Here is a 15809-nt window from a genome sequence, read left to right on the forward strand (position 1 = left end):
TGGACACAGGCGTCCAGCCGCGATACGCCGTCCGGTCGACGGGTCTGTTCACTTGTGGTTGTTGTTCGTCGTGCCTCGATCCCACAACAGGGTCGCCACGTCCAGTTCAGGCACTTCCCCGGCTGCCTGAACCGCGAACGTGAACATCTGGGCCGCGTCCGGTCCGTTGGTCCACACCACCCGGTACCGGCGGATCTGCCGGTCGTAGTACACCCGGACGTAGGTACCGGACTTCGTGGTCAACAGGCTGGCTAGGCGCCGAGCGCTGCGGGCGCGCTTGCTCATGACAAGTCCCCTGCCGGGCGACTTGGCGGGACTGGTGGTCCCCGTTGTCACCGTTGTCGACGTGTTCTGCACGGTTTCAGCCCCTTCTGTGCTACATCTGAAACACGAGGACACCAGCGACGGGGTATGTCATGGAAGACTGAGGGCTACTCACGGCGCGCTCACGCGTACTCACGGTCAGCCGGTGCGGGAGGCAACATGGCGACCCAGGACGAGGACTCGCCTGCGCACCAAGACGTCTTCGTCGGTGAACTGCGCCGATGGCGTGAGGTGCGCGGGATGTCCCGTACCGCTGTGGCTGTGGCCATGGGCTACAGCCGTTCGTACGTCTCGAAAGTCGAAAGCGGCCACGAACGCCCCTCACGGGAGTTCGCCAAGGCGGCCGACGACGCGCTCAACGCCGGTGGTGCGTTACGGCGTGCGTGGCGTGAGTACGAGGCGCTTCGCCCGGTCGTGGTGCGGTCTACGCCAATCGAGCGGACTCCGGAACCGTCGACGCGCAGCATTTTCGTAGAACATGACGACGCGGAACTCCGTTACGACGGACGGACTTACCGCGCGATCATGCGCAGGCGGCTGGTCAACCACGGCAGTGATCCGATCACCCGATACATGATCCGGATCTCGGTCGACCGGTTTCCCGGCGATCCGGACCTGTCCAACCAGCTCTACCGCGACCGGCCGTTGACGTGGGAGGAACTGGACCTGCAGGCGTGGTGCGGTGCGGACCGCTCCGAACCGATGCGGTGGGTGGCCCAGCACGACAGGGACGCGTTCAAGGAGGTCTGGCTGCAGTTCGCCAACGACAGCGGCCACTTCCCGCTCTACCCGGGGCAGAGCACGTGGATCGAGTACACCTACACCGTCCGCGATGACAAGTGGGGCAACTGGTTCCAGCGCGCGGTACGGCTGCCCACATCGTTGTTGTCGGTCCGGCTCGACTTCCCCGAACACCTCGATCCGGCTGTGTGGGGCCTGCACACGTCGATGACGGCCGAGTCCATGCCGTTCCGCACGGCGATCGACGAGCAGCGATCGGGCAACCGGCGCGTTTTCGCGTGGACGACGGAGGAACCACCGTTGCACGCCCGCTACCGCCTCGAGTGGCACTTCCGCCGCAAACCGTCGACCCAACCGGCGGAACCGGCCGAGAAACCGAGCCAGGTCATGCGTTCGCTCGGCGTGGTGCAGTCCGACGACCCGATCCTGCACCGGGCGGCGAAGCCGTTCCAGTTGCCGGACGAGGCCGAGGACGCCAGGCGGGTGATCGCGGAACTCGTGTCAGCCGCCAAACGGGTGTCGGCGGCGCACACGTTCGGCAAGGGAATCGGCTTGGCCGCCAACCAGATCGGCATCGACCGGGCGGCCGCGATCGTCTTCCCGCCCGGCACCGACGACGTGATCATGTTGCTGAACGCGAGGATCATCGAGAACGGCGGGCGCCACGACGAACAGTACGAGGGATGCCTGTCCTTCTTCGACGTGCGCGGCCTCGTGCCGCGGCCGATGGTGCTGCACGTCGAACACCAGGACCTCAACGGGGCCCGCAAGATCACGATCTTCGAACGCGGGGTGGCCAGGCTCGTCGCGCACGAGATCGACCACCTGCACGGCACGCTCTACACCGACCGGCTGCCGCCCGGCACGGAGGCGATCCCGATCGAGCAGTACGGCGGCAGCGGCCTGAACTGGCAGTACTGAGCCGATTACCCGGTCAGCATCATCGTGCGCACGTCGAGGTGCTTGTCCATCTCGCCCTGGTCGAACATCAGGTCGGCGACCCGTTGCAGCCGAACGGGATCGACGGTGGTCGGGAAGACCGGCATGGTCATCAGCTGGTAGGTGGCGGCGTCGATCCTCAGGTGTTTGGTCAGCACCTCGCCGACCTTGTCGCGGTTGGCGGTGTCCGCGACGCCCTTGCTGAGCGCGCGCTTGAACGCGGCGACGACGTTCGGGTTGCCGTCGGTGAAGTCCTTGCGGGCGATCCAGCCGGACCACGGGAAGTTGGCGGTGGGACCGGAGAACGGGTCCATCAGCTTGACCATCCCGGCCTTGGTCGCCGCGGTCAGGTGCGGCTCGGCGATCACGGCGGCCGCGACGTCACCGCGTTCCATCGCCGACGGCATGGCGGCGATCTCCATCGAGACGTACTGGATCTTGAGGGGGTCCACCGACATCATCGTGAACTGGGAGTTGAGCGTCAGCTCGGAGATGCCGCGTTTGGACGACACCGCGATCTTCTTCCCGGCGAGGTCGGCGGGTTTGCGGACGGTGCTGTTCTTGGGCACCACGCACAGGATGAGGTCCTCGGTCGTCTGCACCGCGTCGGCGACGATCCTGATCTCCGCGACGCCCTTGGCCTGCGGCATGAACGCGGGCGGGTAGCTGGTCAGTCCGAAGTCGAGTGTCCCGCCGACGACGTTGTCGACGTTGGCCGAGCCCTTCGCGCCCGTCGTCAGCCGCACCTCGAGCCCTTCGGCCTGGAAGTAGCCGTTGTCGACGGCCAGGTGCAGTGGCGCGGAATCGACCAGGCCGAGGGTGCCGACGTTGATCACCGCGCGTTCGAGCGGTCCGCCTGCCGGTCCCCGCCGCTCCGAGTCCCCGAGCAGCCCGCACCCGGTGGTCCCGGCCAGCACCACGGCGCCCAGAACCGCTGCTACACACCGCCTTGATGGCATGAAATTTTCCTCCAGTGGAATGACGGAGGCTGCCGACAGTAGCGAGGGCGTTTCCGGCGTGCGGCCGTTCGGCCGAGTATCACACTTTCGCTTAATTGTGTAGCGGAAGCAATTTTCCAACTGGATCGCTCGGACCACTCAGGGACCGTCGAGCCGCTCGATGGCCATGACCTCGCCGACCATCGCCGCCACCACGCCGGCGCACGCCACCAGCGATAACAGCCCGCGGTGTCCGGTGACACGCAGAACTCGGCCAGCTCGGCCAACTCGGGCTCACGGTCGCGCAGCACGTCAGGAGCGATCCGGCTGACCTGGTGGCGGTACCTCGTGCGGACCGGCACGCCGGTCCGGAGGTTCACGTCGCCGATGTGTACGCCGGTGTTGGCGTAGCCGTCGCGCGCTGTGGCGTCTCCTGTGTCCGACACGCGTGGCTTCACAGGGACATCATCGTCCGGAGACGGCCGTTTGTGATGCGCGGATTACCCCAGGCTGCCCGATGGCCCGAATGGCGTCACGAGAAGTGGTCGGGGTGCGGGCCGACCCTGGTGTCGTTGTGCATCTCCGACAGCGTGAGCACGTCGTCCTCGGCCAGTTCGAAGTCGAAGATGTCGATGTTCTCGCGGATCCGCGCCGGGGTGACCGACTTGGGGATCACCACGTTGCCCAGTTCCAGGTGCCAGCGCAGGATCACCTGTGCCGGGGTCTTGCCGTACTTCTCGGCCATCAGGCCGATGCCCTCGTCGCGCACCAGCCTGCCGCTGGCCAGCGGGCTCCACGCCTGGGTCACGATGCCGTGCTCGCTGTGGTAAGCGCGCAGGTTGTCCTGCACCAGGTTCGGGTGCAGCTCGATCTGGTTGAGCGCGGGCACCGTGCTGGTCAGCTCGCTGAGCCTGCGCAGGTGCGAGATCTGGAAGTTCGACACGCCGATCGCCCTGACCCGGCCGTCGGTCGCGAGCTTCTCGAACGCCTTCCACGTCTGCACGAAGTCGCCGCGGGCGGGCGCGGGCCAGTGGATGAGGAACAGGTCGATGTAGTCGAGGCCCAGGCGCGCGAGGCTCACGTCGAACGCGCGCAGCGCGGCGTCATAGCCCTGAGCGTCCTTCCACAGCTTGGTGGCCACGAACAGCTCGTCACGCGGCACACCGCAGCGGGCGACGGCCTTGCCGACGCCTTCCTCGTTGCCGTAGATCGAGGCAGTGTCGAAGCTGCGGTAACCCGCGTCGATGGCTGCCTGGATCACTTCGGCCACGTCACTGTCGTGCACCAGACCGACCCCGAACCCCACCTGCGGGATGGACACGCCGTTGTTCAGCTCAACGACAGGTACCTCGTGTATCAACGCACAGCCTTCCCGACATCGCCGCCACGACGAGGGCGATGGTAATGGCTCAGCTCAGGCGCTCCCGCACCGCCGCCAGTTCCGCCTGCGTGACGCCCGTACGCGGGTCCACCCTGATCAGTTCGGTCACCAGCCCGGCACGCGTGCGCAGGAACTCGTCGCGGGCACCGGTGTACATGTCGAAGTCGTCGTCCAGCCAGATGAGCGGGCGGTCCCCGGCGTAGCGGGCCACTGCCGGGAATTTCCATTCCATCCCGGTTTGCCCGAACTCGATCACCGGCAGCACGGGCAGGCCGATCGCCGGGCCGATCATTGTGTTCGCCTTGTGCTCCCAGGTGGTCGCCCAGACCAGCTCGGCCTCCCCCGCCGCGGCCAGCAGGGCGGGGCCGTGTGCCGGGTTGAGCCACATCCGCAGCGGCCTTCGCCTGCTCCACCCGGACAGCCGGAACTTGTGCTCGACGAAACCCGCTGGTTTCCCTTCCGCCTTGGCGGCGAACGGGTTCAGCGGGCCGTCGACGTCGAGCAGCAGCAGCGGGCGCACGGGCCTCAGCGTAGGAAGTCGGTCAACGCCCTGAGCACCGCCTCCGGCTGTTCCTCGGGCAGGAAGTGCCCGGTGTTCTGGATCCGGCCGAGCCGGACGTCGGTTCCCTTACCGGGCAACGACTGATCCAGGGTGTCGTTGTAGCCCGCGGCCAGCCCGAGCATCGGCGCGGTGATCTTGCCGTACGCTTTCTGGTCCTCGATGTCCTGGTAGAACGCCTGGTACCAGGCGTTGCCCGCGCGGACGGCGTCCGGCTTGTCCCACGCCGCCGCGTAGACCGCGCGGTCCCGTCCGCTGACTGAGGCCTTGTCGAACAGCAGGTTGTCGAACAACCAGTCCACCATGTACCGGAAGCGGCCGGTGAGCAACTGCTCCGGCAGGCTGCGCACCTGGTTGAACGCGAACCACCACACGTGCACGGGCACGCCGGGCGGCGCCAGCAGCGGGATGTGGAACAGGCTCTCGTCCGGGTGACCGACGTCGAGCAGGCTCACCGACCGGGTCGCCGCCGCGTGGTTGGCGGCGAAGCTGAACGCGACCATCGCGCCGATGTCGTGGCCGACGATGTCCACCTGCTCGTACCCCAGGTGCCGGACCAGTTCGTGGATGTCGCGGGCCATCGTCTTCTTGTCGTAGCCGCCCGCCGGTTTGTCCGTGCCGCCCTGGCCGCGCATGTCCACCGCGATCACACGGTAGCGGGTCGCGAGCGCGGGCATGATCTTGTGGAACTCCCACCAGGTCTGCGGCCAGCCCGGCACGAGCACCAGCGGCCTTCCCCGGCCGCCGGTCACGTAGTGCATCCGGATGCCGTTGAGTCTCGCGTAACCGTGGCTGAAGCCGGGTAACGACCTCGTCAGCGCTTCGTCGGACGGAGCGTCCTGCCCGGCCAGGGCGGGCTGGCCCGTCGCGGCGAGCACCGCGCCCGCCGCGCCGATGGAGAAGAGGTTGCGTCGGTTGAGAGACAAGGAGATCACCTGTAGTCGCGGAAGAAGGTACGGAGGTCGGCGGCGAGCAGGTCGGGGGCGTCGGTGCCGGAGTAGTGGCCGCCGCGGTCGAACTCGCTCCAGTGCACGATGTTGTGGTCCCGTTCGGCCAGCGGGCGGATCGCCTGGAAGTCGTGGGCGAACACGGCCACACCGGTCGGCACGGTGCCGCGCTCGGCGGGCTCCTGCGGCAGGTGGGCGTTCTCGTAGTACTGCTGCGCGGAGGAACCGCCGGTGTTGGTCAGCCAGTACAGCGACGCGATGGTGAGCACGAAGTCCGCGTCCAGCGCCTTGTCCATTTCGGACGGGTGCTCGCCGAAACCGCGCAGCAGGTCGAGCACCCAGGCCAGCTGGCCGACGGGCGAGTCGGCGAGCGAGTGCGCGAGGGTCTCCGGGCGAGTGGACTGGAGCTTGTTGAACCCGGAGTGCTCGTCCATGAACCGCTGCAGGAACCCGAGCCTGCCGTACTCCTGCTCGCCGAAGCCGTCGAACTCGGTGGGGTCGCCGCTGGGGAACGAGAACACCTGGGTCACGTGCACCGCGGAAACCCGGTCCGGCGCGATCGCACCGAGAACCGGCGAGATCATCGAGCCCGCGTCATTGCCCGCGGCGCCGTAGCGCTCGTAGCCAAGCCTGTCCATCAGCTGCACCCACGCCCTGGCGATGCGGGGGATGCCCCAGCCCTCGTCCTTGGCGGGGCCGGAGAACGCGAATCCCGGCATGGACGGGATGACCAGGTGGAACGCGTCCTTCGGGTCGCCGCCGTACGCCCTGGGGTCGGTCAGCGGGCCGATGACGTCGAGGTACTCCACGAACGTGCCCGGCCAGCCGTGCGTCAGGATCAGCGGGAACGCGTCCGGCTCCGGCGAGCGGACGTGCAGGAAGTGCACGTCCGTGCCGTCGATCTCGGTGACGAACTGGGGGAACTCGTTCATCCGCGCCTCGTTGGCGCGCCAGTCGTACCCGTCCGCCCAGTAACCGGCCAGGTCCTTGAGCACGTCCGTCGGGACGCCGCGCTCCCAGCCGCCGACCTGCGGGCCGGTCCAGCGGGTGCGGGCCAGCCGGTCGCGCAGGTAGTCCAGTTCGGACTGCGGGATGTCGATCGTGAAGGGCCTGATCTCGGTGTTTTCGCTGCTCATGGCAATAGCTTGACCCAGTGGCCGCCGTCGGCGTGATACGCGATCACGCCAACGGGCGTCGGTTTCAGGACACGCTCTCGGCCATCCCGAACGTCTCCCGGTACGCCTGCGGCGTCACCCCGACCAGCCGCCGGAAATGCGGCCGCAGCGCGGCAGCGGACGAGAACCCGCAGTACTTGGCGATCTGGTCGACCGGCAGGGACGTGGACTCCAGCAGTTGCTGCGACCGGATCACGCGCTGGTGCGTCAGCCAGGTCGCCGGTGCGCTGCCGGTGATGTCGCGGAACCTGCGGTCGTAGTTGCGCCTGCTCATGTGCGCGCGCTTGGCCAGCGCGTCGACGGGCAGGTTGGTGTCCAGTTTGGTCAGTGCCCACGCCATCGACTCGGTGACCGGGTCCTCGTCGTGCAGGTCGGGCATGGGCGACTCGATGAACTGCGCCTGCCCACCGGGCCGGTGCGGCGGCAGCACCATGCTCTTGGCCAGCCGGTTGGCCACGTCCGCGCCGCACAGCGTGCGGATCAGGTGCAGGCCGAGGTCCATTCCGGACGCGCCGCCGCCCGCGGTGAGCACGTCGCCGTCGTCGATGTAGAGCGCACCGGAGTCGACCCGGATCGTCGGGTACATGTCGGACATCAGATCTGCCATGCCCCAGTGCGTCGTGGCCGGACGGCCGTCCAGAAGTCCCGTCGCGGCAACGACGAACGCACCGCTGCACAGCCCCGCGAGCCGCGCGCCCCTGCTGTGCGCGGCTCGCATCGCGTCGAGCAACGGCTCTGGTGGACGTTCCATGGGCGACCGCCAGTTCGGCACGATCACCAGGTCCGCCTCCCGGATGGCGGCGAGGTCGTAGGGCACCGGGCAGTCCAGCCCACCGCCGCGCAGTGTGGAGCCCGGTTCGCCGCCGACCATCCGGATGTCGACGTCCCGCAGTTCACCGAAGTTGGCCGCCATGTCGAAAACGCCGAACGCGAACGACATGATGCCCAACGAGACACCGTTGAACACCACCACGACCAGGCTGCGCACCGGGCGTGACTCGGCGGTCGCCGGCTGGCTCCCAGCCGATTCCAGCATCAGGGTCATTGGCGGATCCTAGATCCCCGTCGACCCCTTGCACCCGCCTTGACCAGCTATTTCAGTCAGGACTGAAGGCCGTGGAACGCCTCGATGGCGTGCTGGACGCGGTACCCGGCGGCGAAATCGGCCAGATCAGCGGGTTTCCCACCACGGATGGCCTCGGCGAACAGCGTGAGCCTGCTGTGTTCCGTGCCGTGCTTGCCCGACAGTTCGACCGGCTGCCACGGGCCGCCTTCGGAGACGTACAACTGCGCCCAGTCACGCAGCATGTACGACCTGCGAGTGCCCCAGATGGTCCACTCGTAGCGCTCGGGCCCGGCCAGGTCGGACATCCCGGACACGTGCACCGGCACGTCACCGGCGCGCAGCAGACCGCGCGCGGCGACCTCGCTGCCGGTGCCGTCCGGGCCGTCGGAGTAGTCCACACTGGTCTCGACCGCGGCCAGCGGACCGACGATCCGGTCGGTCAGGTATACGAAGTGGGACAGCACTTCCCGGACGAACCCGCCCTGCTCGCGGCGGGCCAGCCAGGTCGCGGTCGCCTGGAAGTCCCTTGGCCAGCGCAGGAACTGCACCCGGATGTCCACGCCACGGACCGTGCCGAGGTCGGCACCGGCCACGTGCACCACGGCGTCGCGGTCGGACAGTGCGAAGTTGACGGCGTTCGCGAGCCCGGTTTCCGTTGCGGCGTCGAGCATCCGCTGGGCGTCGGCCAGGCTGACCGCCAGCGGCTTCTCACAGAAGACGGCCTTGCCCGCGCGCAGCGCGGTCACCGCGAGGTCGGAGTGGGAGGCGGGCGGGGTGGCGATGTAGACCGCGTCCACGTCGTCGGCGGTGACCACCTCCTGGGGGTCGGTGGTGAACGGAACCCCGGGGTCGGCGGGGGTGACGTCACTGGCCCTGACCACGGTGAAGTCGGGGTGGTCGACGGCGACGCCGAGAGTTCGCCTGCCCATCACGCCGAGTCCGACAATGCCCAGCCTTATCTCACTCATGCGCACATCCTGGCGCATCCCCACGCATTAGTTCTATCTACGATAAGTGAATGAAACCGTTAAGCCTGGACTTCATGGATGATCTGCGGCGCCTGCGTGTGCTGCGGGAGTTCCGGGAGCGCGGCAGCGTCACGGCCACCGCGGAGGCGTTGCACCTGACGCCGTCGGCGGTGTCCCAGCAGCTCGCGGGCTTGTCGAAGCATCTCGGTTTCCCCGTCACCCGGCCCGAGGGTCGCGGTGTCGTGCTGACGCCCCGGGCCCGGACGTTGCTGGCACACGCCGACGCGGTCTTCGCACACATCGAACGCGCCCGGCACGACCTCGACTCGTGGGATGAGATCACCCACGGCACCGTCACGGTCGGCGCGTTCCCCACGGCGATCACCGGACTGATCCCGCACCTGCTCGACCGGGCCAGGGACACCGCGCCGACATTGACCATCCGAGTCGTCGAGGCCGAGCCACCGGACCTGTTCGACCTGCTGGACGCGGGCAAACTGACCATCGGCCTCGCGGTGAGCTTCGTCGGATCACCCGCCGTGAACGACCCGCGCTACCACCAGGTCGACCTCGGCGCGGACGAGTTGGACGTGGCACTGCCCCGCGAGCACCCGTTGGCCGCCGCGCAGCAGGTCGAGCTGACCGCGTTGGCCGAGGAGCCCTGGATCGCGGGCGACGGCACGGGATGCTGCGGCGCGATCACGGCAACCGCTTGCGCCGCAGCGGGTTTCGCGCCCGATGTCGTGCACAGGACCAACGACTGGCAGGCCGTGGCGCAACTGGTGGCCCATGGACACGGCGTCGCGCTGATCCCTCGTCTGGCCCAGCGGTCGCTGCCGGGCGGCGTGGCGATCCGGCCGGTGGCCGCCCCGGCTCCGAGACGGCGGATCTTCGCGGCCGTCCCGCAAGGCGCACAAGCGTCGCCGGTCATCGAACTGGTACTGGGCTTGCTGTCGGAGTGACAGCGCGCGGACCAGTCCGCGCGGACGGTCGAGGGCACGGCGACACCGACGGCCCAGCACGTCCGGCCTGGTGTGGGGCGTTCATTAGCTCGCAGAGTTCGTCGAGCGCCTCGGCTGGCTGTGCAAGGGAAGCGGGCGCACCGACCACACTCGCCTTCCTGCCGCAGGTGCTGCGGACCATTCGCACGGGCAGCGCACGCGACCTGTCATGGGCCTGGATCCTGATGATGTGCGCGGGCGTCGGCGCGGGGCTGGTCTACGGCCTGCTCGGCACTGACCTGCCGGTGATCGTCGCCAACGGCGTCACGCTCGTGCTGATCGCCGCGCTGGGCGTGGTCGAGGCTCTACAGGAACGCGTCGTCGTCACGGACTGACAGCAACTGCCCGGCCAGCACTTCGTTCCACCAACGCTCGATCCGGTCCGGCGACCAGCCGCGCTCGTCGACCAGCGTCAGGTACACGTCGATGTTGCAGAGCGCCGCGTACACGTCGACCGCCTCCGGCACCTCCAGCCGCAGATCCGGCCACGACGAGAACACCTGGATCCGCGTCTCGTCACCTCGGCGACGCCCCTCGCGGTACACGTTCGCCAGCTCAGGCTCCACGCGACCGGCCTCTCGCATCAACACGATCACGTCCCCGGAGCGCTCGTAGAGCCGCCTGTCGTAGCCGATCATCGCCGCGAGCTGCTGTACAGGATCAGCCCCGGCCTCCAGCTCCTCGACCATCCGCATCCCGTCCGCGGTCAGGTCCGCCGCGTCCGCGACAGCCAGCGCGAGCCCGGCCTTGTTGCCGTAGACCGAATACACGGTCGGCACGGACACACCCGCCGCCTGCGCGACATCCCGCACTGTCGTGGCCACCCAGCCCTGCTCCACGAACAACCGCCTCGCCGCCTGCGCGATCTCCGCACGCGTCTGCAGAGCCTGGGCCGACCGCTTGAGGGAGTCGTACTTCCGCCGTGAGGTCTCCATCAATCACCTTCCACTCGCTATATTGATTATATGATGGTTAAACTCAAATCGTTCACCCCGATCAGCGGCGCCGCCGGGTTGGGGTTCGCGATCCTGATAGCGCTGGCCAACGCGATCGCGGTACCAGCGGGATTACCGACGCCGGGCACAGCTTTCCGCGACGCCGCCGCGTTCTTCGCAGGCGGCAGCACGGCACTCGACATCGCGACCGCTCTCGGCCCGCTCACGTGGACGCTGGCCACAATCTTCGCCGCGGGCGCGGTCGTCACCCTCTGGCGGTCGGAACTGGCCCGAGGATGGGCACTGGTCGGCCTCAGCGGCCTGCTGCTGCAGAACGGTGCCTTCACCGTCGTCATCGCGCTGCGGCTCGCGCTGGCGTCCGCACCGCCCACCGAGGGCCTCTGGGCGCTGCACGAGACCGTGTTCACCCTCAACGGCACATTCCTGGCCATCGCGATGCTCGGGTTGTCCCTCGGCGGCCTGCGCGCGGGCCTGATCCGGCCGTGGCACGCCGGACTGGGCCTGGTCTCGGCGGCGTTGATGTTCACGTCCGCAACCCTGTCACTGGCCCTGCCCGGACTGTTCGGCTGGCTGCTGTGGGTCGTCTGGATCGGCGCGTACGGCGTCGTCCTGATCCGTGCCGATCGTTGACAGCCGATCGTTGACATGCGAAGCATGCGCGCCGTGTTCCCCGGCTCCTTCGACCCGGCCACACAGGGACACCTCGACGTGGCGCGCCGGGTCGCGGACATATTCGACGAAGTCGTCATGTGCGTCATGACCAACCCGGCGAAGACCGGCAGGCTCCCTCTCGCCGAACGACTGACCCTGCTGTCCGACATGACCCGCGACCTGGCCAACGTCACGGTGGGTTCCAGCGCAGGCCGGTTACTGGTGCGGGTCAGGCGCACATCTCCTCGACCCTCATCGCGGCGACGACCCAGCCCTGACGGCCTGAAAGAAAGCCCCGGCCGTGGCCGGGGCTTTCGTCGCTCAGCTGGTGTACGCGTCCAACGGCGGGCAGGAGCAGACCAGGTTCCGGTCGCCCTTCGCTCCGTCGATCCTGCGGACGGGTGGCCAGGCCTTCGGGCGGTCCGACGCCACCGGGAATGCCGCCACCTCGCGGCTGTAGGGATGGTTCCACTCCCCCGCGATCGACGCTGCCGTGTGCGGGGCGTTGCACAGCGGGTTGTCGTCGGCTGGCCACTCGCCCGCGGCGACCTTGTCGATCTCCTTCTTGATCGCGATCATGGCCTCGCAGAAGCGGTCCAGCTCCGCCAGGTCCTCGCTCTCGGTCGGCTCGACCATCAATGTGCCCGCCACCGGGAACGACATCGTCGGCGCGTGCAGGCCGTAGTCGGCCAGGCGCTTGGCCACGTCGTCCACGGTCACGCCGGTTTCCCTGGTCACCGTGCGCAGGTCCAGGATGCATTCGTGGGCGACGAAACCGCCCTCGCCCGTGTACAGCACCGGGTAGTGCTCGTCCAGCCGCCTGGCCACGTAGTTCGCTGCCGCCACTGCTGTCAGGGTCGCGTTGCGCAGGCCGTCCGCGCCCATCATGCGGACGTAGGCCCACGAGATCGGCAGGATCGACGCACTGCCCCATGGTGCCGCGCTGATCGGGCCGACGCCGGTCTTCGGGCCCGCCTGCGGCTGCAGGGGGTGGTTGGGCAGGAACGGGGCCAGGTGCTCGCGCACACCGATCGGGCCGACGCCCGGGCCTCCGCCGCCGTGCGGGATGCAGAACGTCTTGTGCAGGTTCAGGTGCGACACGTCCGAGCCGAACCTGCCGTACTGCGCCAGGCCGATCAGCGCGTTCAGGTTCGCGCCGTCCACGTACACCTGGCCGCCCGCGTCGTGCACCAGTGCGCAGACCTCGCGCACGGTGTCCTCGTACACGCCGTGGGTCGACGGGTACGTGATCATGATCGCGGCCAGGTCGTCCTTGTGCTCCTGCACCGACGAACGCAGGTGGTCCATGTCGATGTTGCCGTTCTCGTCGCACTTCACCACCGCGACCCGCATGCCCGCCATCACCGCGGACGCCGCGTTGGTGCCGTGCGCGCTCGCCGGGATCAGGCAGACGTCACGACCGGTCTCGCCGCGGTCGCGGTGGTACGCGCGGATCGCCAGCAGACCGGCGAACTCGCCCTGGCTGCCCGCGTTGGGCTGCAACGACACCGCGTGGTAGCCGGTGATCTGGGCCAGCCAGTTCTCCAGGTCGGCGATGATCTCCAGCAGCCCGGCCGCGTCCTCCGCGGGCGCGAACGGGTGCAGCGTGGCGAACTCCGGCCAGGTGATCGGCTCCATCTCCGCTGTCGCGTTCAGCTTCATCGTGCACGACCCCAGCGGGATCATGCTGCGGTCGAGCGCGATGTCCTTGTCCGACAGGCCACGCAGGTAGCGCAGCAGCGCCGTCTCCGAGCGGTGCGTGTGGAAGACCGGGTGCGTCAGGTACTCCGAAGTCCGCAGCAGCCCGGCCGGGATGACGTCCGAAGTGGACGCGTCGAGCGCGTCGGCGTCACCGGCGACACCGAAGGCATCCCAGACAGCGGCGAGGTGCGCACGCGTGGTGGTCTCGTCGCACGAGATCGCCACGTGGTCGGCGTCGACCAGCCACAGGTTGACGTCACGCTCACGGGCGGAGCGCACGATGTCGGAAGCACGACCGGGCACGCGGACCCGGATCGTGTCGAAGAACTCCGAGTGCACCACGTCGACACCACCGGCACGCAGCCCGGCGGCCAGCACAGTCGCCATCCGGTGCGCCCGCAGCGCGATCGACTTCAGGCCCGCCGGGCCGTGGTAGACGGCGTACATCGAGGCGACGACCGCGAGCAGCACCTGCGCGGTGCAGATGTTGCTGGTCGCCTTCTCGCGGCGGATGTGCTGCTCACGGGTCTGCAACGCCAAGCGGTAGGCCATCGAGCCGTCGGCGTCGACGCTCACACCGACCAGACGGCCCGGCAGTTGGCGCTCAAGGCCCTTGCGGACGGCCATGTACCCGGCGTGCGGGCCACCGAAGCCCATCGGCACACCGAAGCGCTGGGTCGTGCCGACCACCACGTCCACGCCGATCTCACCCGGTGGGCGCAGCAGCGTCAACGACAGCAGGTCCGCCGCCACGACGACCTGGGCACCCCGCCCGTGCGCCTCCTCGATCAGCGCCGAGTGGTCCCGTACGACACCGCTGCCGCCCGGGTACGACAGCAGCACGCCGAAGAACTCGCCGTCGGGCAGTCCCCTGGTCAGATCCGCCACCTCGACCTCGATGCCGAGCGGCTCGGCGCGGGTCTCGATCACGGCGATGGTCTGCGGGAACGTGTCGGCGTCGACCAGGAAGCGGGCCGACTTCGCCTTGCCGCCGCGCCGCACCAGCGTCATCGCCTCGGCCGCGGCCGTGCCCTCGTCCAGCATCGACGCGTTGGCCACCGGCACCCCGGTCAGGTCGGCGACCATGGTCTGGAAGTTCAGCAGCGCCTCGAGCCTGCCCTGCGAGATCTCCGGCTGGTACGGCGTGTACGCGGTGTACCAGGCCGGGCTCTCCAGCACGTTGCGCAGGATCACCGGCGGCGTGAGCGTGCCGTAGTAGCCGAGGCCGATCATCTGCGTGATCGGGCGGTTGCGCGCGGCCAGCGCCCGCAGCTCGGCCAGGGCCTCCGCCTCGGTCGCGGCGGGCGGCAGGTCCATCACCAGGTCGTCCTCGCGGATGGAGTCCGGCACCGCGCGCTCGGCCAGCTTGTCGAGCGAGCCGACACCGACCAGCTCGAGGATCCGGGCGAGCTCGCCGGGCCGGGGACCGATGTGCCGGTCGGCGAACGGAGTCCCGTGCTCGAGGTCTGCCAGTGAGATACGGTCCTGGGTCATCGTGGTGCCTCCGGCATGGGGAGTCGGGCGTGCTCCGGCAAGCCCTCCCCCTCTGTCCATACCCGGATGGGCGCCTGAGAGCTTCACCCGCGGCTAGTGCGGGCTTTCACCGTCGGCGGGGCCGTGCGGCCCACTTTCCAGAGGCGTCTTCTTCGTGCGGTCCTGGGTACCTGAGAGGTTCCGGGGAGGAATTGCTCCTTCGGTGCCGGGCCCCTAGCGCAACCCGGTCTCTCCCGCACGACGTCGGCGACTGCTTGCCAAGGATACCTTGTGGCAGATCATCGCCCGATCCACTCTTACTTGAATCTTGTCACCCGACGTTGCGTGCGCGTCGCCTTGCGGACAACTCGTCGTCATGCTGGATCAACTCGGCTCCGTCGGCCCGCTCGGCCGGGAACTCGTGGATGGTTCCGCTGATCTCCCGCATGGCGCCGCTGACCGCGATGCCGAACACGCCCTGGCCGCCCTGCAGCAGGTCGACGACTTCCTCCGGCGACGAGCACTCGTAGACCGTCGTACCGTCGCTGAACAGGGTGATTTTCGCCAGGTCGCGCACGCCCCTGCGGCGCAGGTGGTCGACGGCCACCCGGATGTTCTGCAGCGAGACTCCGGTGTCCAGCAGCCGCTTGACCACCTTCAACACCAGGATGTCCTTGAACGAGTACAGCCGCTGGCTGCCCGATCCGTGCGCTGTCCGGATGGACGGGGCGACCAACCCGGTGCGCGCCCAGTAGTCCAGTTGCCGGTACGTTATCCCCGCGATCTCACAGGCGGCCGGACCGCGGTAGCCGACCAGCTCGTCGGGCAGTGAAGCGTCCGGGAACAGTTCGCCCTGTTCACCGGCGTCCACGCCGACGAGCGGACTGTCAGGCCGTTGCTCCATCACACTGCCTCCCATCGTCCCCGGCGCCCGCCCCCAGGAACAGGAAACGCCGGTCATGAGCGTTCGACGGCGGCGCCTGTGGTGG

The 15809-nt window shown here is 68.6% G+C and carries 15 protein-coding genes, 1 pseudogene and 2 riboswitches; of the genes and pseudogenes, 5 read left to right on the forward strand and 11 right to left on the reverse strand.

What is annotated here, in order from left to right:
- Nucleotides 1–48: 48 nt before the first annotated feature.
- The gene (locus ALI144C_RS08815; RefSeq protein ID WP_054292938.1) at nucleotides 49–285 is read right to left on the reverse strand and encodes a hypothetical protein; all 237 of its coding nucleotides are present in this window, start codon (nucleotides 283–285) and stop codon (nucleotides 49–51) included.
- A gap of 198 nt (nucleotides 286–483) precedes the next feature.
- Between ALI144C_RS08815 and ALI144C_RS08820 the strand changes: the two genes are divergently transcribed.
- On the forward strand, nucleotides 484–1986 hold the full coding sequence (locus ALI144C_RS08820; RefSeq protein WP_076986658.1) for a peptide deformylase: 1503 nt from the start codon (nucleotides 484–486) through the stop codon (nucleotides 1984–1986).
- A 5-nt stretch (nucleotides 1987–1991) separates the two neighbouring features.
- Here ALI144C_RS08820 and ALI144C_RS08825 read toward each other — a convergent pair whose 3' ends face one another.
- From ALI144C_RS08825 to ALI144C_RS08855, 7 genes are all read right to left on the reverse strand, one after another.
- Entirely contained in the window at nucleotides 1992–2963 is a 972-nt protein-coding gene (locus tag ALI144C_RS08825; protein ID WP_076986530.1) for an ABC transporter substrate-binding protein, read from the reverse strand.
- A 511-nt stretch (nucleotides 2964–3474) separates the two neighbouring features.
- Complete coding sequence (locus ALI144C_RS08830; protein ID WP_076986659.1) at nucleotides 3475–4299, reverse strand: aldo/keto reductase; 825 nt, start codon at nucleotides 4297–4299, stop codon at nucleotides 3475–3477.
- Nucleotides 4300–4351: 52 nt separating this feature from the next.
- Nucleotides 4352–4843, reverse strand: a complete 492-nt coding sequence (locus ALI144C_RS08835) for a hypothetical protein (RefSeq protein WP_076986531.1) — start codon at nucleotides 4841–4843, stop codon at nucleotides 4352–4354.
- Between the two features lie 5 nt (nucleotides 4844–4848).
- Nucleotides 4849–5808 carry an alpha/beta fold hydrolase gene (locus ALI144C_RS08840; RefSeq protein ID WP_076986660.1) on the reverse strand — a complete coding sequence of 320 codons (960 nt, stop codon included), beginning with the start codon at nucleotides 5806–5808 and terminating at the stop codon, nucleotides 4849–4851.
- Between the two features lie 5 nt (nucleotides 5809–5813).
- Nucleotides 5814–6965 carry an epoxide hydrolase family protein gene (locus ALI144C_RS08845; protein ID WP_076986532.1) on the reverse strand — a complete coding sequence of 384 codons (1152 nt, stop codon included), beginning with the start codon at nucleotides 6963–6965 and terminating at the stop codon, nucleotides 5814–5816.
- A gap of 64 nt (nucleotides 6966–7029) precedes the next feature.
- Nucleotides 7030–8049, reverse strand: a complete 1020-nt coding sequence (locus ALI144C_RS08850; RefSeq protein WP_237774052.1) for a GlxA family transcriptional regulator — start codon at nucleotides 8047–8049, stop codon at nucleotides 7030–7032.
- Nucleotides 8050–8105: 56 nt separating this feature from the next.
- On the reverse strand, nucleotides 8106–9038 hold the full coding sequence (locus ALI144C_RS08855; RefSeq protein ID WP_202818893.1) for a Gfo/Idh/MocA family protein: 933 nt from the start codon (nucleotides 9036–9038) through the stop codon (nucleotides 8106–8108).
- Between the two features lie 50 nt (nucleotides 9039–9088).
- Between ALI144C_RS08855 and ALI144C_RS08860 the strand changes: the two genes are divergently transcribed.
- Both ALI144C_RS08860 and ALI144C_RS08865 read left to right on the forward strand, forming a co-directional pair.
- Entirely contained in the window at nucleotides 9089–10000 is a 912-nt protein-coding gene (locus tag ALI144C_RS08860; RefSeq protein WP_076986534.1) for a LysR family transcriptional regulator, read from the forward strand.
- Between the two features lie 167 nt (nucleotides 10001–10167).
- A complete protein-coding gene (locus ALI144C_RS08865) occupies nucleotides 10168–10374 on the forward strand; it encodes a hypothetical protein (protein ID WP_202818894.1) in 207 nt (68 codons plus the stop codon).
- Here the strand turns inward: ALI144C_RS08865 and ALI144C_RS08870 are convergent.
- A complete protein-coding gene (locus ALI144C_RS08870) occupies nucleotides 10345–10974 on the reverse strand; it encodes a TetR/AcrR family transcriptional regulator (protein WP_076986535.1) in 630 nt (209 codons plus the stop codon). The genes ALI144C_RS08865 and ALI144C_RS08870 overlap by 30 nt on opposite strands.
- Nucleotides 10975–11004: 30 nt before the next feature.
- Here ALI144C_RS08870 and ALI144C_RS08875 point away from each other — a divergent pair, with 30 nt between their 5' ends.
- Nucleotides 11005–11625 (forward strand): hypothetical protein, encoded by a 621-nt coding sequence (locus ALI144C_RS08875; protein ID WP_076986536.1) that lies wholly within the window; start codon nucleotides 11005–11007, stop codon nucleotides 11623–11625.
- A 24-nt stretch (nucleotides 11626–11649) separates the two neighbouring features.
- A pseudogene (locus tag ALI144C_RS58980) lies at nucleotides 11650–11832 on the forward strand (adenylyltransferase/cytidyltransferase family protein); the annotation flags it as partial.
- Between the two features lie 135 nt (nucleotides 11833–11967).
- Here the strand turns inward: ALI144C_RS58980 and gcvP are convergent.
- Both gcvP and ALI144C_RS08890 read right to left on the reverse strand, forming a co-directional pair.
- Complete coding sequence (gene gcvP / locus ALI144C_RS08885; RefSeq protein ID WP_076986537.1) at nucleotides 11968–14841, reverse strand: aminomethyl-transferring glycine dehydrogenase; 2874 nt, start codon at nucleotides 14839–14841, stop codon at nucleotides 11968–11970.
- 42 nt (nucleotides 14842–14883) lie between these two features.
- Nucleotides 14884–14988: riboswitch (glycine riboswitch) on the reverse strand.
- A riboswitch (glycine riboswitch) is annotated at nucleotides 14989–15087 on the reverse strand.
- Nucleotides 15088–15151: 64 nt separating this feature from the next.
- Nucleotides 15152–15724, reverse strand: a complete 573-nt coding sequence (locus tag ALI144C_RS08890) for a MerR family transcriptional regulator (RefSeq protein WP_076986538.1) — start codon at nucleotides 15722–15724, stop codon at nucleotides 15152–15154.
- Nucleotides 15725–15809 lie beyond the last annotated feature (85 nt).

The organism is Actinosynnema sp. ALI-1.44, from assembly GCF_001984155.1.
Lineage (GTDB): Bacteria > Actinomycetota > Actinomycetes > Mycobacteriales > Pseudonocardiaceae > Kibdelosporangium.

Bases quoted from the DNA above. Each gene is read 5' to 3' on its own strand.
- ALI144C_RS08815 (WP_054292938.1), bottom strand. From the start codon at position 285: ATGAGCAAGCGCGCCCGCAGCGCTCGGCGCCTAGCCAGCCTGTTGACC.
- ALI144C_RS08820 (WP_076986658.1), top strand. From the start codon at position 484: ATGGCGACCCAGGACGAGGACTCGCCTGCGCACCAAGACGTCTTCGTC.
- ALI144C_RS08825 (WP_076986530.1), bottom strand. From the start codon at position 2,963: ATGCCATCAAGGCGGTGTGTAGCAGCGGTTCTGGGCGCCGTGGTGCTG.
- ALI144C_RS08845 (WP_076986532.1), bottom strand. From the start codon at position 6,965: ATGAGCAGCGAAAACACCGAGATCAGGCCCTTCACGATCGACATCCCG.
- ALI144C_RS08850 (WP_237774052.1), bottom strand. From the start codon at position 8,049: ATGACCCTGATGCTGGAATCGGCTGGGAGCCAGCCGGCGACCGCCGAG.
- ALI144C_RS08855 (WP_202818893.1), bottom strand. From the start codon at position 9,038: ATGAGTGAGATAAGGCTGGGCATTGTCGGACTCGGCGTGATGGGCAGG.
- ALI144C_RS08860 (WP_076986534.1), top strand. From the start codon at position 9,089: ATGAAACCGTTAAGCCTGGACTTCATGGATGATCTGCGGCGCCTGCGT.
- ALI144C_RS08870 (WP_076986535.1), bottom strand. From the start codon at position 10,974: ATGGAGACCTCACGGCGGAAGTACGACTCCCTCAAGCGGTCGGCCCAG.
- ALI144C_RS08875 (WP_076986536.1), top strand. From the start codon at position 11,005: ATGATGGTTAAACTCAAATCGTTCACCCCGATCAGCGGCGCCGCCGGG.
- gcvP (WP_076986537.1), bottom strand. From the start codon at position 14,841: ATGACCCAGGACCGTATCTCACTGGCAGACCTCGAGCACGGGACTCCG.
- ALI144C_RS08890 (WP_076986538.1), bottom strand. From the start codon at position 15,724: ATGGAGCAACGGCCTGACAGTCCGCTCGTCGGCGTGGACGCCGGTGAA.